The sequence below is a fragment of the Chryseobacterium sp. GQ58 genome, from assembly GCF_059758895.1.
On sequence record NZ_JCAXEH010000002.1, the window covers coordinates 441675 to 464191 of the forward strand.

At 33.1% G+C, this 22517-nt stretch carries 23 protein-coding genes; all 23 read left to right on the forward strand.

Annotated features, from left to right (window positions below; translation table 11 throughout):
- Positions 1 to 48 precede the first annotated feature (48 nt).
- The 23 genes from AC6CHK_RS06150 to AC6CHK_RS06260 all read left to right on the forward strand — a co-directional run bounded on the left by AC6CHK_RS06150 (position 49) and on the right by AC6CHK_RS06260 (position 22467).
- Positions 49 to 432: a GxxExxY protein gene (locus AC6CHK_RS06150; RefSeq protein WP_498094546.1), complete on the forward strand. Its 384-nt coding sequence runs from the start codon at positions 49 to 51 to the stop codon at positions 430 to 432.
- 24 nt (positions 433 to 456) lie between these two features.
- On the forward strand, positions 457 to 1605 hold the full coding sequence (locus AC6CHK_RS06155; protein WP_498094548.1) for a class I SAM-dependent methyltransferase: 1149 nt from the start codon (positions 457 to 459) through the stop codon (positions 1603 to 1605).
- Positions 1606 to 1742: 137 nt separating this feature from the next.
- Positions 1743 to 1997, forward strand: a complete 255-nt coding sequence (locus AC6CHK_RS06160; RefSeq protein WP_498094550.1) for a hypothetical protein — start codon at positions 1743 to 1745, stop codon at positions 1995 to 1997.
- Positions 1998 to 2135: 138 nt separating this feature from the next.
- Positions 2136 to 3515 carry a dipeptidase gene (locus AC6CHK_RS06165; protein ID WP_498094552.1) on the forward strand — a complete coding sequence of 460 codons (1380 nt, stop codon included), beginning with the start codon at positions 2136 to 2138 and terminating at the stop codon, positions 3513 to 3515.
- 271 nt (positions 3516 to 3786) lie between these two features.
- Positions 3787 to 4662, forward strand: coding sequence for a T9SS type A sorting domain-containing protein (locus AC6CHK_RS06170; protein WP_498094554.1), 876 nt, complete (start codon positions 3787 to 3789; stop codon positions 4660 to 4662).
- Between the two features lie 195 nt (positions 4663 to 4857).
- Complete coding sequence (locus AC6CHK_RS06175; RefSeq protein WP_498094556.1) at positions 4858 to 5766, forward strand: T9SS type A sorting domain-containing protein; 909 nt, start codon at positions 4858 to 4860, stop codon at positions 5764 to 5766.
- Positions 5767 to 5864: 98 nt separating this feature from the next.
- Positions 5865 to 6572 carry a hypothetical protein gene (locus AC6CHK_RS06180; protein ID WP_498094558.1) on the forward strand — a complete coding sequence of 236 codons (708 nt, stop codon included), beginning with the start codon at positions 5865 to 5867 and terminating at the stop codon, positions 6570 to 6572.
- Positions 6573 to 6596: 24 nt separating this feature from the next.
- Positions 6597 to 8321 (forward strand): T9SS type A sorting domain-containing protein, encoded by a 1725-nt coding sequence (locus AC6CHK_RS06185; RefSeq protein ID WP_498094560.1) that lies wholly within the window; start codon positions 6597 to 6599, stop codon positions 8319 to 8321.
- Between the two features lie 180 nt (positions 8322 to 8501).
- Positions 8502 to 9497 carry a T9SS type A sorting domain-containing protein gene (locus AC6CHK_RS06190; RefSeq protein ID WP_498094562.1) on the forward strand — a complete coding sequence of 332 codons (996 nt, stop codon included), beginning with the start codon at positions 8502 to 8504 and terminating at the stop codon, positions 9495 to 9497.
- Between the two features lie 79 nt (positions 9498 to 9576).
- Complete coding sequence (locus AC6CHK_RS06195) at positions 9577 to 10284, forward strand: SDR family oxidoreductase (RefSeq protein ID WP_498094564.1); 708 nt, start codon at positions 9577 to 9579, stop codon at positions 10282 to 10284.
- Positions 10285 to 10434: 150 nt separating this feature from the next.
- Positions 10435 to 11181 carry an electron transfer flavoprotein subunit beta/FixA family protein gene (locus tag AC6CHK_RS06200; RefSeq protein ID WP_498094566.1) on the forward strand — a complete coding sequence of 249 codons (747 nt, stop codon included), beginning with the start codon at positions 10435 to 10437 and terminating at the stop codon, positions 11179 to 11181.
- 37 nt (positions 11182 to 11218) lie between these two features.
- Positions 11219 to 12166, forward strand: a complete 948-nt coding sequence (locus AC6CHK_RS06205; protein WP_498094568.1) for an electron transfer flavoprotein subunit alpha/FixB family protein — start codon at positions 11219 to 11221, stop codon at positions 12164 to 12166.
- 188 nt (positions 12167 to 12354) lie between these two features.
- Complete coding sequence (locus AC6CHK_RS06210; RefSeq protein WP_498094570.1) at positions 12355 to 12957, forward strand: bifunctional nuclease family protein; 603 nt, start codon at positions 12355 to 12357, stop codon at positions 12955 to 12957.
- A gap of 18 nt (positions 12958 to 12975) precedes the next feature.
- A complete protein-coding gene (locus AC6CHK_RS06215; protein WP_498094572.1) occupies positions 12976 to 14358 on the forward strand; it encodes a nucleoside permease in 1383 nt (460 codons plus the stop codon).
- Between the two features lie 114 nt (positions 14359 to 14472).
- Positions 14473 to 15069 carry an RNA polymerase sigma factor gene (locus AC6CHK_RS06220; protein ID WP_498094574.1) on the forward strand — a complete coding sequence of 199 codons (597 nt, stop codon included), beginning with the start codon at positions 14473 to 14475 and terminating at the stop codon, positions 15067 to 15069.
- 6 nt (positions 15070 to 15075) lie between these two features.
- The gene (locus AC6CHK_RS06225) at positions 15076 to 15780 is read left to right on the forward strand and encodes a hypothetical protein (RefSeq protein ID WP_498094576.1); all 705 of its coding nucleotides are present in this window, start codon (positions 15076 to 15078) and stop codon (positions 15778 to 15780) included.
- 101 nt (positions 15781 to 15881) lie between these two features.
- Complete coding sequence (locus tag AC6CHK_RS06230; protein WP_498094578.1) at positions 15882 to 16964, forward strand: OmpH/Skp family outer membrane protein; 1083 nt, start codon at positions 15882 to 15884, stop codon at positions 16962 to 16964.
- Positions 16965 to 17111: 147 nt separating this feature from the next.
- Complete coding sequence (locus AC6CHK_RS06235) at positions 17112 to 17504, forward strand: hypothetical protein (RefSeq protein WP_498094580.1); 393 nt, start codon at positions 17112 to 17114, stop codon at positions 17502 to 17504.
- 45 nt (positions 17505 to 17549) lie between these two features.
- Positions 17550 to 18728: an acetyl-CoA C-acyltransferase gene (locus AC6CHK_RS06240; protein WP_498094582.1), complete on the forward strand. Its 1179-nt coding sequence runs from the start codon at positions 17550 to 17552 to the stop codon at positions 18726 to 18728.
- Positions 18728 to 18937 carry a hypothetical protein gene (locus AC6CHK_RS06245; protein WP_498094584.1) on the forward strand — a complete coding sequence of 70 codons (210 nt, stop codon included), beginning with the start codon at positions 18728 to 18730 and terminating at the stop codon, positions 18935 to 18937. Before AC6CHK_RS06240 ends, AC6CHK_RS06245 begins: the two co-directional genes overlap by 1 nt.
- A 103-nt stretch (positions 18938 to 19040) precedes the next feature.
- Positions 19041 to 20531: an MFS transporter gene (locus AC6CHK_RS06250; protein WP_498094586.1), complete on the forward strand. Its 1491-nt coding sequence runs from the start codon at positions 19041 to 19043 to the stop codon at positions 20529 to 20531.
- Positions 20532 to 20593: 62 nt separating this feature from the next.
- Positions 20594 to 21520, forward strand: a complete 927-nt coding sequence (locus tag AC6CHK_RS06255; protein ID WP_498094588.1) for a mevalonate kinase family protein — start codon at positions 20594 to 20596, stop codon at positions 21518 to 21520.
- 17 nt (positions 21521 to 21537) lie between these two features.
- Positions 21538 to 22467, forward strand: a complete 930-nt coding sequence (locus AC6CHK_RS06260; RefSeq protein ID WP_498094590.1) for a UbiA family prenyltransferase — start codon at positions 21538 to 21540, stop codon at positions 22465 to 22467.
- The last annotated feature ends 50 nt before the right edge of the window (positions 22468 to 22517 follow it).

A 22517-nucleotide genomic window follows, 5' to 3' on the forward strand; every position in this document is an offset into this window, starting at 1 on the left:
GATGCCACGAATGCACGAATATATTTTTAAATTTGTATTTAAACACAAATGGATGAATATATGAATGTTATTTACAAGGAAGAGTCATATCAGATTATAGGTATTTGTATGGAAATTCATAATTATTTAGGACACGGATTTTCTGAAATAGTGTATAAAGATGCTTTGGAAATCGAATTTCGAAAAGCTGGAATGTTCTATGAGAGAGAAAAGGAATATGAAGTGGTATACAAAGGAATTGTTCTTCCTCATAAATTTTATGCAGATTTTGTAATTAAAGAAAAAATTATTCTGGAAATAAAAGGCAAGAATCAGATTGCAGAAGCTGATCTCGCACAGGCAATTAATTACTTGAAAGTTTCTGAAAATAAATTAGCCATGATTGTTAATTTTGGTGAATTAAAGCTAAATTATAAAAGAATAGTTTTATAAGTAACAATTTAAAAAAAGATATTCGTGCATTCGTGGCATTCAAATAAAGAAATCCAAAATTACATCAATGCAAATCTAAACACAGATCTGCATTCTTTATTGTTGAAGAAATCCCCGTTTTCGGAAGTTTCAATGCAGGAAATCGTACAGCAGATTAAAGGAAAACAGGTTGCTCAAAAAAAGTTTCCGTTTTTATTAAAGGAAGGAATTGTTTTTCCGCCGCAGCTCAGTTTGGAACAATCTTCATCAGAAAAAACTGCAATTTATAAGTCACAGATTTTAAAAGGAAAAAAATTCATTGATTTAACGAGTGGTTTTGGAATTGACGCATATTATCTTTCTGAAAATTTCAGTGAAATTACTTTGGTAGAACAAAATTCTGAACTATTAAAAATTGTTGAGCATAATTGGAATATTTTAGGAAAAAAAGCAAAATTCATTAATAAAAAGTTAGAAGATTTTTTAACTGAAAACCGTGAAAATTTTGATGTAATTTATCTTGATCCGGCGCGAAGAGACGACAATAAAAATAAGGTTTTTTTATTAGAAGATCTTTCACCAAATATTCTTGAAATTCAGGAGAAAATGATTTCTGTTTCGAAAGAAGTAGTTATAAAATTGTCGCCTTTAATTGATTTGAAATATCTCGTTTCTGTTCTTCAGAATGTTTCAAGAATTGAAATAATTGCAGTAAAAAATGATGTAAAAGAGGTTGTAGTATTTTTATCAAATGATGATTATGAAAAAATTATTTGCAATTGTACAAATTTAGAAAGTGAAAAAACCGGCTTCCAATTTCAGTTTGATGAAGAAGAAAAGGCTCATGCTGAATATTCCGAACCTGAAAAGTTTATTTATATTCCCAATAATTCTATTTTAAAAGCAGGTGTTTTCAATTTGATTTCAAAAAGATTTAATCTTAAAAAGCTACATCCAAATACACATATTTATACTTCAGTCCATAAAGTTGAAGACTTTCCGGGAAGAATTTTTGAAATGGAAGTTATTGAAAGTAAGCAGATTAAAAAGAAAGAACAGTTTAATATTATTTCAAAAAACTATCCGCTGAAACCCGAAGAAATTAAGAGAAAATACAGCCTGAAAGATGGCGGAGAAAATTACCTTATTTTTACACAATCCAAAAAAGGTAAAATAATTTTAAAATCAGTATAAAAATGTTGCCGAAAAATGCAATATTTCTTACTTTTGGGCAATCAAAAAAATTAGAAATGAAATCGCTTTGCTGTTAAAATGATTAATCGGCTAAAATGATGCGATTCCATATGACTTTTAAAAAATAAATTTTACATATGAAAAAATTAATTATATGTTTAGCTCTTGCAACGGTAGCAGTAAGCTGTAAAAAGATTCAGGCTGGTGGAAATAAAGCTACTTTGAAGCTTGAAGAAGGAGTAGAAAGATATTCTGATGCCGAGCGTACAAGCGGGCATGAAGAGGATCTTGCGGTTGAGCAAGGAGGAGGAGCGATTCACGGTGCACATGAAGCGACAAAAACCGACACTGCAACTGCAAAACACGCTGATTCTGCAAAAGCAGGACACTAATTTTTTTAGTTACAATATACTGAATCCTGCTATTTGCGGGATTTTTTCGTTAAGTGCACATCAAGCTTTAAGGTAAATTATAGCCTTTTGTTTGCGCTGGCGAAACAATTTCTTTATTTTTAACAAAATTAAAATACAATGCAAGAGACATTAAATTACATAAACGAAAACAAACAGCGTTTCGTTGATGAATTATTTGAATTACTGAGAATCGCTTCAATTTCTGCAGATCCTGCTTATAAAAATGAAGTTTTGGAATGCGCAGACAAAGTTGCCGAACACCTTAAAAATACCGGCGCAGATAAAGTAGAAGTTTGTCAGACAAAAGGTTATCCAATTGTTTTCGGAGAAAAAATTATAGATAAAAACTTGCCGACAATTTTGGTATACGGACATTATGATGTGCAACCGCCGGATCCGTTGGAACTTTGGAAAAAACCTCCTTTTGAGCCTTACATAGAAAAAACAGAGCTGCATCCTGACGGAGCGATCTTTGCAAGAGGCGCAGCAGATGATAAGGGACAGTTTTTTATGCAGATTAAAGCTTTTGAAGCAATGATGAAGACCAATTCGCTTCCTTGTAATATTAAGTTTATTTTTGAAGGTGAAGAAGAAGTAGGCTCGGTAAGTTTAGGCGATTTTGTAAATGAAAATAAGGAAAAACTATCTTGTGACTGTATTTTAATCTCCGATACGCATATTTACAGCAACGAACAACCGACCGTAACGACAGGTTTAAGAGGTTTGAGCTACGTAGAAGTGGAAGTGGAAGGGCCAAACAGAGATTTGCATTCAGGTCTTTACGGCGGTGCAGTTCCAAATCCTATTCATGTGCTTTCCAGAATGATCGCAAAATTGATTGACGAAGACGGGCAAATTACCATTGATGGTTTTTATGATAATGTAGAAGATGTTTCAGATGAAGAAAGAGCTGATATGAATAAGCTGAAGGACAATCCTGAGGAATTTAAAAAATCAATCGGATTAAATGATGTAGAAGGCGAAACAGGATATACAACTTTAGAAAGAACATCTATCCGTCCGACCTTAGATTGCAACGGAATTTGGGGCGGCTATACAGGCGAAGGAGCAAAAACAGTAATTCCTTCGAAAGCTTTTGCTAAAATCTCAATGCGTTTGGTTCCTTATCAGGCACCGGAAGAGATTACAGAGAAATTCACGAAATATTTTGAAAAAATAGCCCCGGCAAATGTAAGAGTAAAAGTAACTCCGCATCACGGCGGAATGCCTTATGTGTTGCCGACAGATACCAAAGAATTTTCGGCGGCCAAAAGTGCAATGGAAACAGCTTTCGGGAAAGAAGTTTTGCCATACAGAGGTGGAGGAAGTATTCCGATAACATCTATGTTTGAGCAAGTTTTGGGTGCAAAATCTGTATTGATGGGCTTTGGGCTCGATTCTGATGCGATACATTCGCCGAATGAACATTATGGCTTGTTTAATTTCTATAAAGGAATTGAAAGTATCCCACTGTTTTTTGAGAATTACTCGAAATAAAATATTGATCCTTAAGATTTTTTCTTAAGGATTTTTTTGTAAATCATAAATTTATATTTTTATTAATTTATCAAAAAAAAATAATTATTAGCAGAATATGCATTACAATATAATTTTATAATGTTTTTAATTATTTCGTTATTTTTCAATTTTTCATTATTAAATTTAATTATACTTGTATAAATAATTTATTTTTTTATTATTGTATGAATTAAAAATTAAATTATTATGAAAAAAAAACTACTTATTTGTATTTGGAGTATTATTCGCTATGAATTTGAATGCTCAAACTGTTATTTATTCCCAAGCAAACACGAATGTTCAAAGTATTGTGTCTGATGCGTTGGCTAATGGTAACTTTATTGCAGGTGCTGATGACTTTAAACTAACCAGTCAAAGCACTATCACCAAAATAAGAGTTGAAGGTAAACAGGGAAATAATGCTAATACTTTTGACACTAACATTGCTACGGGAGCCTTAGTGTATATATATGCTGATAATGGAGGAAAACCTGCGGGTATACCGAATAATACAGCTACTCCTATAGCAATGGTCGATGTGGCGAAAGGAGCACCAGGCTATAGTTTGGTGAGATCTAATTCGCTGTACACATTTGAAATTGATTTGACGCTAGCATTGCCTTCTACTTCTGTGGTTTTACAGCCTAATACTACCTATTGGTTGGTGTTTATTGCTAAAACGAATTTAACATCAATTACTGATGCTGCAAGATTTACTTGGTGGAATGGTCAAATTGTTGATAATCATGCTCAAGTTATTGATCCTTCTAATCTTCTTGGAGCAGGACTGACTCAATGGACTGTTATCTCTACGGCGACAGGTGATGCAAATACAGGTGGCTTTACATTTTCTGTAGATGGTATTGCCTCTACATTGGGCACCTATGAGGTATATACTTCTACAAAACCAGTTGTTTCTCCAAATCCTACTTCTGACTATTTAATTATAAAATCAAAAACAAAATCAAATGTAGATAAAGTTTCAGTTTTTGATGTTTCTGGAAGAAAACTAAACGTAAGTTTTGATGGAGAGAAAATAGATGTTAGAAATCTTCAAACAGGAAACTATATCATCAATATAGAAACTGACGGTAAAAACTATACTGAAAAATTTATTAAAAAATAATTAACATAAGCTAATGTTTAAGGCGCTCCAATCGGAGCGCTTTTTTTGTTACTTTCCTTCAAATTGTTATTGTATAAAACTATAATAAATAGTTATTAAAGTATTAATTGTAAAAATTTAATGTTATAATTAAATAATTTTTATTTATATAGCATTTTTGTATATATTTACCATATTAATTAAATTTTTTATACTATGAAGAAAAATTACCTATTAGGATTGCTATTTTGTATAACAGGTCTAAATGCGCAGACTGTTATTTACAATCAGCCGACAACCACAACCAATGGAATTGTTGCAAATTCATTAATGAATAATAATTTCGTTGCAGCTGCCGATGATTTTACACTTACAAGTCAACAGCAGATTACAAAAATAAATATTCAAGGTTTCCAAAACGCAGGAACACTTGAAACAACTGTTGCAACTGGTGCGATGCTTTACATCTATGCAGATAATGCAGGGAACCCCGCAGGAAGCCCAAATAACAGCGCGGTAACACCAATCGCTGCAATCAATGTGGCCAAAGGTGCACCAGCATATCTCTTAACAAAAACAGGAACATCAAATTATACTTTTAGTATTGATTTAACAGCAGCGCTATCAAGCCCGGTGATTTTACAGGCGAATACAGTGTATTGGGTAGTTTTTGCTGCTAAAACTAATTTAACAGCATATACAGCTACAACTAGATTTAATTGGTTTGCAGGTCAGATCAATGGTAGCTCTGCCAAATTAATTGATCCAAGTAATGCTTTTGGAGCTGGTGCAACTACATGGACGAATCTTTCTACATTGACAGGAACACCCGCACTTGACGGTTTAGCATTTTCTATAGAAGGTCAATCATCAACATTAGGAACAACCGAGGCTTATAGCTCTGTGAAAACAGTAACAGTAGCTCCAAATCCTACTTCAGATTATCTTCTCATTAATAGTAAGTCAAAAGTGAATGTTATAGAAGTATACGATATGTCGGGACGAAAAATTGATGTTAATATAGATGATGATAAGGTAGATGTAAGAGATCTTCATGATGGAAGTTATATTGTACGCATAGAAACCAAAGACGGAAAATTCTCTGAAAAATTCATTAAAAAATAAATAGTTGTAAATTTTGCATATGAACGCTCCAGCAGGAGCGTTTTTTTTTAAATTACTTTTTAAGTTATAAAAATTAAATTAATTATTAAAAAATAACCATGAAAAAAATTACTTTATTGGCTGCTTTTGCCTTATTTTCAAATTCTTTATTTTCTCAGCAATGGAATGGTTCTTCAAATTCTACTGATCATATTTCCAGGGATGGAAATGTGAGTATAGGTACAAATATAAATACAGATAAGTTTAATTTATCTGGTAATTTAAGACTTTTGAATGGAACAATTAAGTTGGGGTTAAATTTTGCAGATTTAGGTAATTCGTTTTATGATATTGAAAGTATAAATGGTGGACTCTATATTCATCCGTCATATCCTACAGGTTCACCAACTATACCATTGCAAAGTAAAACTTTAGTCTTATCAAGCAGTCATAAAATAGGTTTAGGAACAGATACTTTTACATGTAATGATTGTACAGATTATCGCCTTTTTGTAAAAGACGGCATTAAAACAGAAAAAGTAAAAGTAGAAATTGCTGTCAATAATGGCTGGGCAGATTATGTTTTCAAAAAAGATTACAAACTTATGCCTTTGAAAGATCTACAGAATTATATTGATGAAAAAGGTCATTTGCCTGAAGTTCCTACTACAAATGAAGCAATTGCCAATGGTATAGAGTTAAAGGAAATGAATATTCTTTTGCTTAAAAAAATAGAAGAACTTACTTTATACACTTTGCAGCAGCAGAAGAATATTGATGAACAGAATCAACGTATTCAATCTTTAGAGAAAAAACTAAATAAATAATTATTAATGTTTAATAATATAGTTATGAAAAAGTTTTTTTTAATAATGGCTTTGTTTTTATTTTTTTTTGGGTATTCGCAGGGCGAGAATGATAATTGGTACTTTGGCGGTAAAGCAGCTGTTAATTTTTCAACTTTGGGAAGCCCGACACCTTTGCTTAATAGTGAGATGCAGGCGTATTCACAACCGGTGGGAAGTATAAGTGATAATAATGGTAATCTCCTCTTTTACTCTGATGGAAAATATATTTGGAATCGTGAGCATCAGATTATGCAAAACGGAATTTTAAATACAGGCTTCGGGTATTATGGGATACAACTTGCTATTTTAAAGCATCCGAATAATCCTAATTTGTATTATGTTTTCACCCCTGTGCCTGGATTTAATAATAATGGAACTATTTCTAACGGCATAAGTTGTTATACAATTATTGATATGTCATTAGGGGGAATTGGAAGTGACGGTTTTCCGTTAGGTGATGTTCTGCCTAACCATAATTCCATACCTTTAAAAGGTGAAAATGAATTGCCCTTTGCAGCAGCAAATATTAATGTTGTTAAGCATTCAGATAATAATTCGTTTTGGGTAATTATACCAAATAAAACAAAATTATACAGCTATTTGGTAAATAGTCAGGGGTTGGTGAACTTACCGGTTGTAAGCAATATGCCTTTAAATATTCCGTATTATTCACCAAGTTCACATCCTTCATATCTTAAGACTTCTCCTGTTGTAAAAGCAAGCAACAATTTTTCTAATTATGTATATATTTCTCATTGGGGGATAGTAAATCCTACAAATTGGGGAAGTATAAAGGTTTTATCTTTTAATAATACTACAGGACAAATAACTACAGATTTTGTATTAGATATTACGACCAATCCTAGTGGCTCAAGTACAGCTGAATTTACTGATGATGGCTCAATTTTGTATATTGGCGGAAATGGGAGTTCTAATATTTATGGGATTGATATGGTTAATATGTCTGGTTCTCTTAATTATTATCTGTTACCCATTAATTATTCATCATCTAGTGCAGGGCCAATGGATATGCAAAGAAATAAATATGGGGATATTTATATGCCTTTTGAAGATAGTAATGGGTATTTAGCTAAAATTATAAATCAAAATAGTTTTAATAATGGAAATGTTGATATTAATGATTTATATTTACAAGGAAGAAATACTACTCGCAACCTTCCTCAATTAGTTCAATCAAAAAATATTGTAGGAAATTGCGTACAAGATATTTTACTTACCAGCACCGAACCAAATAATGCATTTATATATAGAGCTTCAAATTCTATAAAAACCCAAGCAAACTATTTGATTGCTCCAAACCAAAATATTCAGATGAAAGCTGGCTCATATATTTCGTTGACTCCTAATACAACAATTAGTGGCGATTTTTTGGCCAAAATAGAAGATTGTACAATAAATTCTGGTAATTTAAAATTTTTAAATAATACTTTGTTCGAAAAACCAATTAATTTATCGTTGGATTTGAGAACAAATAATACTTTAATAACTGATAAAATTAAATTGACACCTAATCCAACTTCAGACATTTTAAATATCAAAACAGATTTAAAAATAAATAAAGTTGAAATTTTTGATATTTCTGGCAGAAAATTGAATTCAAGGCTAGAAGGAAATAAAATTGATGTTAAAGATCTTAAATCGGGAACTTATCTAATCAATATCGAAACTAAAGACGGTATTACTAGTGATAAATTCATTAAAAAATAATTTATTGTCATTCCACAATACTAAAAACGCCCCGGATGGGGTGTTTTTTTCTTGTTTTAATTCTTATAATTAAGCTTTATTTGAAAAAAAAATAAACAATTAAATTTCTTATAATATTTTTTTTAATTAGAATTTTGTGTTTGTGTTAAAATATTTATATTTGCGGTCTAAAAATTTATTATGAAAAATATTTATATTTTATGCCTAATTAGCTTATCAATATCAACTTTTTCGCAAGTTATTGTGAATGATAATTTTAATGCCTTAACGCTGGGAAATCTGGTTCCTGATACAACCGGAACTGTTGGTCAAAATGGATATTTTGCTAACAAAGGTTCCGTTTCGGATTATCAGATTGTAACTGTTGATGCGGCTCATGGTAATTCTGCACAATTTACAAATGGGACAGGAGATTCTGATAACGATGATAGATTAGCTTTCAAAGCGATCACAGTAAATGCAGATCCCGGAAATAATATAATTCGAGGCTCACTGGAAATTTTTACAGGTGATAATGATGGAAATGGCATAATAGAATGTGTTTTGTATGACAGTAATAATTTCGGAATCGTGGGAATTGGATATGATTATGCTTCAAAAAGGATTGTAGGCAGAGGACGATATACTATTAGTTCAGCACCAGGAAATCCTACAGACTTTTTTACTATAGAAAGAACTACAGGACCTGGAGGCTCTACTTATCCTGCCAATACCTGGGTGGCGGTTTCTTTTACTTACAACAAAACCACAGGAGCTTATGAATGGACAAATCCTCAAGGAAGCTTCAATTATCCAGATGCGTCCGTTGTTCCTGTAGCCGGACTTACGCCGACGCGATATTCATTAGGTTCAAATGTATTATCCAATAACGCTTTCGCAAATACAGCAGCAATTGATAATCTTCTATTAACTTCTACCAATACTACTTTGGGAACGAACGAAATTTCGTCTGTAGACAATAATATCAGCATTTATCCAAATCCGGTTGCTGATTTTATTACAATTAAATCTGATAAGGAAATCAAAAGTATAGAGATTTATGATAATTCAGGTAGAAAAATCAATAGTAATTTAAATGAAGATAAAGTTAATGTGAAAAGCCTTTTACCGGGAACTTATATCATCAATATAAAAACAAAAGAAGGAAAAGTTTCTAAGAAATTCATTAAAAAATAATTACTGACAAATCTTAGTATTTAAAAAACGTTCCATTTGGGACGTTTTTGTTATTTTAGAGAAATTAAATTTAAATATAATGTTGGAAAATAAAGTTGCGTATATAACCGGAGGCACAAAAGGGATTGGTTTCGGAATTGCTGAAATTTTACTTCAAAATGGAATTTCAGTAGCATTTTCAGGACGAAATAAAGACGATGTTGAGAAAGCGGAAAAAGATCTGCAAAAATATTCTGCACAGGTTTTAGGAGTTGTTTCTGATGTCAGAAGTTTGGAAAGTGAAGAAAATGCTGTTAAAAATATAGTTGAAAAGTTTGGAAGATTAGATTTTGTAATCGCCAATGCGGGATTAGGAATTTTTAAGCCGGTTGACGAGCTTTCTTCCGAAGAATGGAATTCTATGATAGAAACCAATCTGACAGGAGTTTTTCATACTTTAAAAGCTTCGATGGAAGAATTAAAGAAAAACGAAGGATATTACATTACTATTTCAAGTTTAGCGGGTACCAATTTTTTTGAAAACGGGGCAGGCTATAACGCGTCAAAATTTGGTGTTGTAGGATTTACACAGGCTGCAATGATCGATTTGAGAAAATATAATATTAAATCCACCGTCATTATGCCGGGTTCCGTAGCAACCAACTTCAACGGAAATATTCCTTCAGAAAAAGACAGTTGGAAAATTCAGCCCGAAGATATGGGAAATCTGGTTTTAGACATATTAAAAATGAATCCGAGAGTTTTGCCAAGCAAGATTGAGTTTAGAGCAACAAAACCAAAGAGTTAAAAACATATAATGCGCTGAATAATAATTAACTAAGTATTATGCATGCATAATATATTTTTTAATTATATTTACAAAACTTAACAAACAAATAAAAATACTTCAGAAAGTTTTTAAATTTAGAAGTAAAAAAGAAAAAAATTAAAACAACATATGAAAATATTAGTTTGTATCAGTAGTGTTCCGGATACTACTTCCAAAATCAACTTTACGGCAGACAAATCTGCATTTGACAAAAACGGAATCCAGTGGGTTATTAATCCTTTAGACGAGTTTGCGTTAACAAAAGCAATAAAATTACAAGAATCTCAGGGAGCAACAGTTACGGTTTTAAACGTAGGTGACGCAGGTACGGAACCGGTGATAAGAAAGGCTTTGGCGATTGGAGCCAATGATGCGGTAAGAGTAAATCTTGATCCTAAAGACAGCTTTTCAACAGCAAAAGAAATTGCTTCCGTGGCTCAAAATGGAGGGTACGATTTAGTTCTTTGTGGTAAAGAATCTATCGATTACAACGGTGGTTCTGTTCCGGGAATGGTTGCTCAGTTGTTGAATCAACCTTTTGTAAATGCTTCAGTTGGTTTAGATGTAAACGGAAGCGAAGCTACGGCTGTAAGAGAAATTGAAGGTGGAAAAGAAACGATTTCAGTTAAACTTCCTGCGGTAATTGCCGGTCAGAAAGGTTTGGTAGACGAAAAAGATTTGATTATTCCAAATATGAGAGGAATTATGTCTGCAAGAACGAAGCCTTTACAGGTTGTTGAGCCTACTTCATCTGAAGTGAAAGTTCAGGGTGTTTCTTACGACAGCGTTCCGCCAAGAGCAGCGGTGAAAATTGTTTCTCCGGATAATTTAGATGAATTGGTAAGACTTCTTCACGAAGAAGCTAAAGTAATCTAATTTCAAATCTCAAATTTTTAATCTCAAACTTAAAACAATGGCAGTATTCGTATACGCAGAAAATATAAACGGAGTTTACAAAAAAGCAGCATTTGAGGCAGTTTCTTATGCTAAAGCAGTTGCTGATCAGGCGGGTGATACCGTTACAGCAATCTCTGTAAACCCAACAGATTCTTCAGATTTATTATACAAATATGGAGCATCAAACGTAATCAATATCAAAGACGAAGGTCTTAAAAATTTCTCAGCAAAAGCTTATGCGCAGGCGGTAAGTGAAGTTGCTGACGGAAATATTATCGTTTTTCCACACACAACAGATGCTTCTTCGGTGGCACCAATGTTGGCTGTAATGAAAAACTTTTCTTTAATTACCAATGTTTTGGAAGCACCGGAAAGCATTTCTCCGTTTCAGGTAAAAAGAAAAGCTTTTTCAGGAAAAGGATTTATGCATGCAAAAGCTGAAGGAAGTGGTGTAATTATCACTGTTTCTCAAAATGCTTTTGGTGTTAAAGAAAATGCAGTTTCAGGTTCTGAAGAAGTTAAAAATCTTTCAGTAGCCAATGAAGACACAAAAGTAATCTCTCACGAGCAAAGTTCAGGAAAACTAGACTTAAAAGAAGCTGAAGTTGTAGTTTCTGCAGGCAGAGGAATGAAAGGTCCTGAAAACTGGGGAATGGTAGAAGAGTTAGCAAGCGTTTTAGGCGCAGCCACAGCTTGTTCAAAGCCGGTTTCAGACATCGGATGGAGACCTCACACAGAACACGTTGGGCAAACTGGTAAAGCGATTGCTCCCAATCTTTACATTGCAATCGGTATTTCGGGAGCGATTCAGCATTTAGCCGGAGTTAACTCTTCAAAAACGATTGTGGTAATCAACAGTGACGCTGACGCTCCGTTCTTCAAATCAGCTGATTATGGAGTAGTAGGTGATGCTTTCCAGATTATTCCTGCATTAACAGAGAAAATTAAAGCAATTAAAGGATAAGCAATTGTGAATGGTCATTGCTTTGCTGTCAATTTTTAAAGATAAATTAAGAAAATTCACTTGCGATGCAAATTCACCAATGAAATGAATTCACAATTCACTTAAAAAAATAAAAGTTCGGTTTCCGAGCTTTTATTTTTGCTTAAAAAGTAAAACCTACAATAAAAAATTAATTTATATTTGTAGCCATGGATTATAAACAGCTAATCATTCGCGGAATATCGTACAGCCAGACACAATCAGGGGCGTACGCATTATTATTGGAACATGAAGAAACACACATTAAATTACCTGTTGTAATAGGCAATTTCGAGGCCCAATCCATTTCATTAGGTCTGGAAAAAGACATTCATCCGCCGCGTCCGCTTACTCACGATTTATTTACAAAATTTATAGTTTCAGCACAATTTGAATTGGTTTCAGTCATTATTTATCAGATTGTTGATGGGGTTTTCTTTTCAAATATCAATTTTAAGAATAAAATCACTGACGAAGAAATGATCCTTGATGCTCGTACTTCGGACGCTGTTGCGATGGCGGTAAGATTTGACGCACCTATTTTTACAACTCAGCAGGTTTTAAACGAGGCTGGAATTCTTCTCGAGCTGGAAGATGTAGCCAAAGAAGAGCAAGATGCGTTTTCAGATACTGTACACGATGAAGACAGCCTTAGAAATGTTTCTATGGAAGAATTGCAAAAACTGTTGGATGAAGCCGTGAAAGAAGAAGATTTTGATACAGCTCTTGAAATTCAGGAAGAAATCAAGAGAAGGAAAAAGAAAATTGATTAAAAGATATACAACTAAACAATGAGTTTAAAACTACGTTTGACCATCCTCAGCTTTCTGCAGTTTTTTGTTTGGGGAGCCTGGCTGATAACGATGGCAAATTTTTGGTTCGGCACAAAACATTGGGACGGAACTCAGTTTGGCGCTGTTTTCGGAACAATGGGAATCGCTTCCATATTCATGCCTACCATTACGGGTATTATTGCCGACCGCTGGATAAATGCTGAAAAAATATTTTCTGTTTTACAGATTCTTTACGGAATCACTCTTTTCATTTTGCCGCACAGCGCAGATCCTAATTCTTTCTTCTCAGTGATGTTGGTTGCCATGTGTTTTTATATGCCGACAATCGCATTGGCCAATTCTATTTCTTATACCGTGTTGAAAAACAGTAATTTAGATGTGGTGAAAGATTTTCCTCCGATTCGCGTTTGGGGAACGATAGGTTTTATTGTTGCAATGTGGATTACCAATTTGACAGGAAATAAAGCCACAGAAGGACAATTTTATATTGCGGGAGTAGCTGCGATAATTTTGGGAATTTATGCATTAACATTACCAAAATGCCCGCCTCAAAAATTAATCAACAAAAATGCACCATTATCCGAACAGCTTGGCCTAAACGCTTTTAAGCTTTTTGGAAGCTACAAAATGGCGCTTTTCTTTTTGTTTTCTATGCTTTTGGGAGCTGCGTTGCAACTTACAAATGCTTACGGAGATGTATTCCTAAGTGAATTTGCCCATTTTCCTAAATATGCAGATTCTTTTGTTGTCCAGAGATCAACAATTATCATGTCGATTTCTCAGGTTTCGGAGACTTTATTTATTTTGGCAATTCCGTTTTTTTTGAAAAAATTTGGAATAAAAAGAGTCATGTTATTTTCTATGTTTGCATGGGTTTTAAGATTCGGATTCTTTGCTTACGGCGTTCCTAATGGATATGGATTAGGTTTAATCGTACTTTCTTGCGTTGTTTATGGCATGGCTTTCGACTTCTTTAATATTTCAGGATCCTTATTTGTTGAAACCACTACAGACAAGAAAATAAGATCTTCTGCACAGGGTTTATTTATGATGATGACCAATGGTTTCGGAGCTGTTTTCGGAAGTTATGCAGCAGGTTGGGCAATTGATAAATTCTTTACACATAAATTTACTACGGCTTCAGATTTGTCAACATATCTTGAAACGACACCAAACAATCCGTCTTTTTTAGAAATACTTAAAAACAGCTTTAATTCTGCGGTAAATCCCGATGGAACTTTATCCAAAATTGTAATGGTAAAAGACTGGCAACAGATTTGGCTTTATTTTGCGGCGTATGCATTGGTGCTTGCAATTCTTTTCTGGATCTTATTCAAGCACAAACACGATCCCAAAGCGGTAGCCAATATTAATCATTGATTTATCTAACTGATTATTAAAATTTTAGATTGCATTTTTGAAAAGAAGTGCAATTTTTTTATTTTCGGGCAACCATTTTCACCTTTTCCCGTCTTATGATTAGAAAACTGATACATGAAGAATTTAGAAGAGAATTTTAAACTTGCCAGAAAACAGGATCGAAGGGCTCAAAAAGCACTTTATGAAATGTTTTCGGCTAAGATGCTCGCTGTTGCAAATTCTTACACAAACAATATTCATGATGCAGAAGATATTTTATTGAATGCTTTTTTTAAATGTTTCAGTAAAATCGAAGATTGCAGAGAATGGAAAAGCTTTCCTTATTGGCTGAGGAAAATAGTGGTAAACGATGCCATCACTTTTGTAAGAAAAAACAGAAATATCCTTTATGCGGATGTTGAAATTGCCGAAGTTTCTGAAGATGAAAATTTTGATGAAAACCTGAACGGAATCAATCTCGAAGAAATATTTTCGGAAATGCCGGAAGGTTACAAGCTCATATTCAATCTTTATGTTTTTGAAGAAAAAAAGCATCAGGAAATTGCAGAATTGCTCAATATTTCTGAAGGGACAAGCAAAAGCCAATTTAGTAAAGCAAAAAAATGGCTGGTAAATTATTTGAAAACAAACAAAAATGAAACGCCTCAAGCAAAAATATCTTTAGAAAACAAAAGAATACAGGCGTTGCATCTGAACAAACAAAAACAATAAAAACAGATGAAAAAAAATATAATAAAACAGCTAAAATCCGATTACGACCAGCTTCAGATAAAACCTTCCGACCAGCTTTGGTCTCGTATAGATGCGGAATTAGATAAAAAAGATAATAAAGTTCAAAAACAGGCTTTTCATTGGTGGAAATATGCAGCGGTAATCATTTTGTTAATTTCTTTCGGCGCATTTTTCTATCTTGAAAATAGTTCTGCTCCAAAAAAAGTAATTACAAAAGTAGCTCCAAGTGATGAGATTTTTAAAAATGCAGCCATTAAAAAAGTTGATATTGAAAATCCGGTTATTGAAAATCCGGTTATTGAAAATTCGACAAAAGAAATTGTTGTTCAAACAAAACCAAACGAAACCTATAAAAAAGATCATTCAGGTTTAACCCAAGAAAATATAAAATCTGAGTCCCAAATTGTGAACAATAAAAAGGAAATTAAAGATGAAATTATTCAGGTTCCGATCAAAGAAATAAGCAATTCTACTATTCAGCAGCATGCAATTGTTGAACGCAAAAAAGTAAGCTACATCAATGCCGATCAGCTGTTATTAGGAAGGGAACTGGATAAAACAAGGGAAGAAAACCATAACAATCAGAAGAATTTCGGTGTTCTTGATATGGCAAAAATTAAAATAAAAAGTCCAAATACTTTTAAAATTTTAGGTTTTACGGTTTTTTCAGATTCCTTAGAAACTAAATAATTTTTTAACATCAAAAATTACGTTTAAGCTCAATTTATACTGTTCTGAAAAAGAATGGAAAATAAAATAATGTCTGAATTTAAAATAAATAATATCTGAATATGAAAACGAAAATTACATTACTGGCTGTTTTCTTTTCCTTTTTTTATGGCTTTGCACAGGAAAAGTCTTACATAGATTTCCAAATGAGAAATTACTCCAAAAAGATTGACAGCATCATTGTTTCTGAAAAATCTAAAATGAATATTGAGCTCGATCTGCTTGATAAAGATTTTAAAGAAAAGAAAATGTCGGCGGAAGAAAAGCAAAAGCAGAGAACAGATATTGCCTTAAAATACGAGCAAATCATCAATGAAAAAGTAGATGAACAAAAAACTGATCTCGAAAATGCAACCAAAGAGCTGGTGAAAAATTTTGTTTTGGGAAAAGGAAAAATATTTGATAATATAGAATTTAGTCAAAACAATGCACTTTTAAGCTTTAAAGATTCAAAACAGACCAAAAAAGAACTTTTAAAAACGATAGATATGAATGTCGCAATAGGATTCATAAACCTTACGAAATCCGCATCGTCACTGGATATTGGGGATAAATCTTCACAGATGAGATTTGGTAAATCTACCTCTACATTGATAGAATTTAGATTCACAAGGCAATTCGGCGCGTTGACATCTCCTGTTTTTTACCGATTCGGCTTAGGTTATAGAGGCGACACATTTGTTCCGTCTCACTCAAAAGTTTTTTCTTACGATAATAATGAATTTTTTTTGACAGATTTTACGTCTGGAAATTTGAAAAATTCACGTTTTATAAATCATTATGCAGTTGTTCCGTTGGACTTTGTGTTTGTACTAAACCCGAAATATATTGTTGAAAACAACGAAAAAATGCTTGATAATTCTAAAGGAAATTTGCGAATATCTGCAGGAATTTATGGCGGTGTAAGAGTGGCGAGCCAAAATCAGATTATTTATAAAAACGCTGATAATCATCGGGTTGCTTATAAAGAAAATATTCCCGGTGTGGCAAATGATTTTCTTTTTGGTGGAAAACTGTCTTTTGGATTTGGCGCATTCAATATTTACGTTCAGAAAGATTTCACTCCGATTTTCAATGATTTTACCAAAATTAATAACAAATATGGTTTTCAGATTGGTTTGGAATTGCTTTATATTAATTTTTGATTAATCATTTAAAATTCATTTTAATTAAAAAATAATTAATTTAACGTTAATTATTTTGTCAATACTTATCATTTAAATTTAAATAATTGATTTTAAAACACACCTGAAATAAGTGTGTTTTTTTTCGTATTTTGGCATTTTAGAAAGATGAAAAATATTCAGTTAATAGGATTGATTTTAGTGGTTGTAGGAAGTTTCCTGCCGCTTGTTCATATTCCGATTATAGGAAACTGGAACTATTGGAAAGTTGATTACTATTTGGCAGGCGCGTGCTGGGTTTTCTCTGCATTTGCACTTTTTGGGATTATTAATAACAGCCTGAAAATGGTAAGAGTTTTTGGAATTTTATTAGTCCTTTTATTTGCCTTTACTTTGTTTGCAATTAAATATCAGGCATTTAGCTATTTCAGCTTTTTACCTTTCAAATCTTGGACAGAAACATTAGCAGCAACCGTAAAGCTGAAATGGGGCTGGATCATCGAGTTTTTAGGAGCTTTTATTATGATTTTTGCAGCTAAAAATCAAACTAAAGTTGAATAATGTTTTTCTTAAAGTTAATTTAAAATAAAAAATAAAGATATACACATGAAAGAAGTATTCATAGTTTCCGCAGTAAGAACGCCAATGGGAAGTTTTATGGGAAGCTTATCAACCGTTCCCGCTACAAAATTGGGAGCAGTTGCTGTAAAAGGAGCATTAGATAAAATAAATCTTGATCCGAAAAACGTTCAGGAAATTTATATGGGGAATGTTTTGCAGGCTGGCGAAGGTCAGGCTCCGGCTCGTCAGGTTGCTTTGGGAGCGGGTCTTTCCAACGAAATTCCTTCTACGACGATCAATAAAGTTTGCGCTTCAGGAATGAAAGCGGTAACAATGGCTGCACAGGCGATCAAAGCAGGCGATGCCGACGTTATTATCGCCGGAGGTATGGAAAATATGTCGATGGTTCCTCATTATTACAATGCAAGAAATGCTACAAAATTAGGCGATATAAAAATGCAGGACGGAATGGTTTTAGACGGTCTTACAGACGTTTACAACAAAGTTCACATGGGAGTTTGTGCAGAAAAATGTGCAACAGATTACAGTTTCACAAGAGAAGATCAGGATAAGTTTGCGATAGAATCTTACACAAGATCTGCAAAAGCATGGAATGATGGTAAATTTGCTGAAGAAATAGTTCCGGTTTCAATTCCCCAGAGAAAAGGTGATCCGATTGTTTTTGCTGAAGATGAAGAATATAAAGCAGTGAAATTTGATAAAATTCCAACTCTTCCAACGGTTTTCAAAAAAGAAGAAGGAACGGTAACGGCAGCCAATGCGTCTACTTTGAATGACGGCGCTTCCGCTTTGATTCTTGTTTCTAAAGAAAAAATGGAAGAATTAGGATTAAAGCCTTTAGCTAAAATCGTTTCTTACGCTGATGCAGCTCATGAGCCTGAAAACTTTACAACTGCACCGTCAAAAGCTTTACCGATTGCTCTTAAAAAGGCTGGTTTAGAGATTTCTGATATTGATTTCTTCGAGTTCAACGAAGCGTTTTCTGTAGTTGGTCTTGCCAATAATAAAATATTAGGTTTAGACTCTTCCAAAGTAAATGTAAATGGTGGAGCAGTGGCTTTAGGACATCCACTTGGAAGTTCTGGCTCAAGAATCATCGTTACTTTAATCAATGTTTTGAAGCAAAACAACGGTAAATATGGTGCTGCAGCTATTTGTAATGGCGGCGGTGGAGCTTCAGCTATTGTTATTGAAAATATGTAATGAAAGCAAAATATGCCATTTTTATATTTTTAGCAGGATTTTTAATTAATTTAATAGCAGCCTGGCTTAGAATTACCCACATTTCGTTTGGAGCAATTAATGGGAATATATGCTTGGTAATAGGATCTATTCTTCAAAGTTTAGGAACCATATTGATTATTTTTAAAGTCCTTACTTATCCAAAATTCAAGGATTTTTTAAACAAATAAAGAACTCTAGATTAAATAATACTCAAAGCCATTAAGAAATATTCTTTTTTTAAGCATATTCTTAATGGTTTTTCTATTTTTGTGCAACTAATTTGTTTTGAAAATGTCTGAAACTGAAAATCAACCGGTACAAAATATAAAGAACAATCCGAAGCTTATGAAAGCTTGGGCTGTTTATGACTGGGCCAACTCTGTTTATTCTTTAGTAATCACTTCTACTATTTTTCCTATATATTATTCTATTCTCACGACAAAACATGAGGAAAAGCAATATGTTGAAGAAACAGGAAGGTGGATCGATGTTCCGGTAAGGCACATGATTAAGATTTTCGGGTCAGAGTTTCAGCCGGATGAGATTTATGGTTATTCGCTTACCATTTCTTTTTTGATTGTCGTTCTTTTGTCACCTTTTTTATCTTCTTTAGCTGATACGATTGGGAACAAAAAGTCTTTCTTGCAGTTTTTCTGTTATTTAGGAGCGACTTCATGTATGGGATTGGCTATGTTTACAGGAATGCACAATGTTTTTTTAGGACTTCTTTTCAGTATTACGGCGAGTGTCGGATTTTGGGGAAGTTTGGTGTTTTATAATTCCTTTTTACCGGATATTGCAACACGGGACAAACAAGATGCGCTTTCAGCAAAAGGATATGTTTACGGTTATCTAGGTTCTGTAGTTTTGGTTATCATTTGTTTGGTGCTGATTCAGGTTTTTGCAAAAGGAGCAGAGCAGCAGTTGATATTCACGAGAATCAGTTTCTTGCTGACCGGAGCCTGGTGGTTTGGCTTTTCCCAATATACATTTAAGCATTTGCCGCAATTTGGTGATGTTAAAGATAAACTTCCTAAAGATTTGGTTCTTCTTAATTATAAAAATATATTTAAAAAACATGAAGAGCAAGGCGGTTTTTTTGGAGTTTTAAAAGATAATTTGAGCTTTTATAAAGACATTTCAAAAGAAAGCTTCCGTGAATTATTTAAAGTAGGAAACGAACTTTTTAAAGATAGAAATCTGAAATTTTTCCTTTCCAGTTTCTTTTTTTACAGCGTCGGAATGCAGACGATTTTCTTAATGGCCACGTTATTTGGTAAAAGTGAAATCAACCTTGCGCAAGACAAGCTGATCGGAACATTGTTGATTATTCAGATTGAAGCCATTATTGGAGCAGTGATCTTCTCAAGGCTTTCCAGAAAAATAGGAAACAAAAATGTAATTTCGATTGCGATCGTTTTATGGATTGTAGCTTGTATCTGGGCATTTTTCCTAAATAAAGAAAATCCAACGGTTGAATACCAGTTTTATGGCGTTGCTGCTGTTGTTGGTCTTGTAATGGGTGGGCTTCAGGCAATGTCAAGATCAACGTATTCCAAACTTTTGCCTGAAGATTCAATGGAAAATACTACATTTTTCAGTTTCTATGACGTGTTGGAAAAGCTGGCAGTTATTTTAGGAACATTCATCTTTGCAACTTTAATCGGGCAATTCAACAATATGCGTTATGCAGCGCTTTCAATGACTTTGTTTTTTGCAGCAGGATTGATTCTGATACGTTTTCTAAATGTAAAGGTTGTAAAAAACAAGGATATTTTGTAATTCGGCTCAAAATTTGCTAATATTCAGCAAAATACATTAACTTTGCAAAAAGAATTATTAACATGACAAACCCTTTATTTTACGCAAAAATCCTTTTGTTTGGAGAATATGGAATTATTGAAGATTCGCAGGGTTTGACATTACCGTATAGTTTTTATAAAGGTGCTTTAAAATTCTCGTCATTAGATTCAGAATTTGAAAAAAAATCAAACCAGAGTCTCTCAAAATACGCAGATTATTTATTAAATCTTGAACTTCCGAAAGGCTTTGAACTTAATGTTCGGGAATTTCAGAACGAAATCTCAAAAGGTTTGTTTTTCGACAGCAATATTCCGCAAGGATATGGTGTGGGAAGCTCAGGAGCTTTGGTAGCTGCAATTTTTGAAAGGTATTCGATTATAAAACATCTTCCTGAAAATATTTCTAAAGACGAACTTAAAAGTCTCAGAAATGTTTTTGGACTAATGGAAAGCTATTTTCATGGAAAAAGTTCAGGAATTGATCCACTTATTTGCTATATGAATCTGCCTATTCTTATTGAAAACAGAGAAAGTGTAGATAAAGTAGCAATCCCGAGAAGTGAAGACGGAAAAGGAGCTATTTTCCTTATCGATTCCGGAATGACGGGTGAAACGGGGCCAATGGTTCAGATTTTCTTTGAAAAAATGAAAACTGAAGGTTTTCGAAAAACTTTGAAAGAAGAGTTTATACGATACAATAATGCTTGCATTGAGGCTTTCCTTAAAAAAGATATGAATCCTTTTTTCAGAAATCTAAAAAAACTTTCACATTGGGCTTACGAACATTTTCGTCCGATGATTCCAGAAAGTATATTTAAAGTATGGAAAAAAGGTCTTGATTCTAATGCTTATTACTTAAAGCTTTGCGGAAGCGGCGGCGGTGGCTACATTTTGGGCTTTACCAAAGATTACGAAAAAGCAGAAAAAATGCTTGAAGGCTTCAATAAAGAAGTGATTTACAGATTCTAAAAAAAACTTTTTGTGGAATGAATTCTGAAAAAGAAACTTTTGAGGAAAAAGATTTTTTTTCCAAATCCTTGTTTTACAGACTTTCACAATTGGTGGGTTTTTTGGTGGGAGCCAGGTTTTTTGTGGCAATTTTACTCACATTTGCATTGTATGTTTCTACGTTTTTCCTGTTTAATCAGGATGAAAATTTCAGAAAATTTGTATTTGATTTTAAAGTTCACGGAATTATTTTCTGTACAGTTTTGTCGATTCTTGCCGGCGGAATTATCAATCAATTTTATGATTTTGAAAAAGATCATATCGTAAAACCATTCCGAACAAGGATTCAGAGTTTTATCAAACAGAAATACTTTTTGTATGCATACATCGCGTTGACGGTTATTTCTTTAGGAATTGCTAGTTTTATTTCTTACAGAGTTCTTATTTTTTTTATTGTTTATCAGTTTTTTATGTGGTTTTACAGTCATAAGCTGAGCCGTATTTTAGTTATAAACAATCTCACCTTTGTAAGTCTTACTTTGTATCCTTTTTTTGGAATGATGGTTTATTACGAAACTTTCTCAAAGGAAGTTCTGCTCATGGCTGTTTTTCTTTTTCTCATGCTTTTATGCATAGATATTGTAAAAGATACTCTTACCAAAAATGCGGACAAAGCATTCGGATATATAACAATACCTAATTTTTTTCCAAATAAAACGGCAAAATCAATTATTATTTTCTTGTTGATCCTTACCATTGCAGTATCTATGAAACTAATTGCTAAAACAGGGATTTCAGGTTTTATGGCTTATTATTTTGCTGCAGGATTATTTGTAATGATAGGATGCGTTTATTTTATTTTGAATTATTCAAAAAAAAGCAACTTTATTACCATTAATATGCTAAGATTGTGGGTTTTTATAGGAATTATTTCAATGTTTATCAACGGAATAGAAAGTAAATTCTAGAAAATATTTACTGAAAATTTTCATGTTTATTCTTACATTTGCAAAATTAA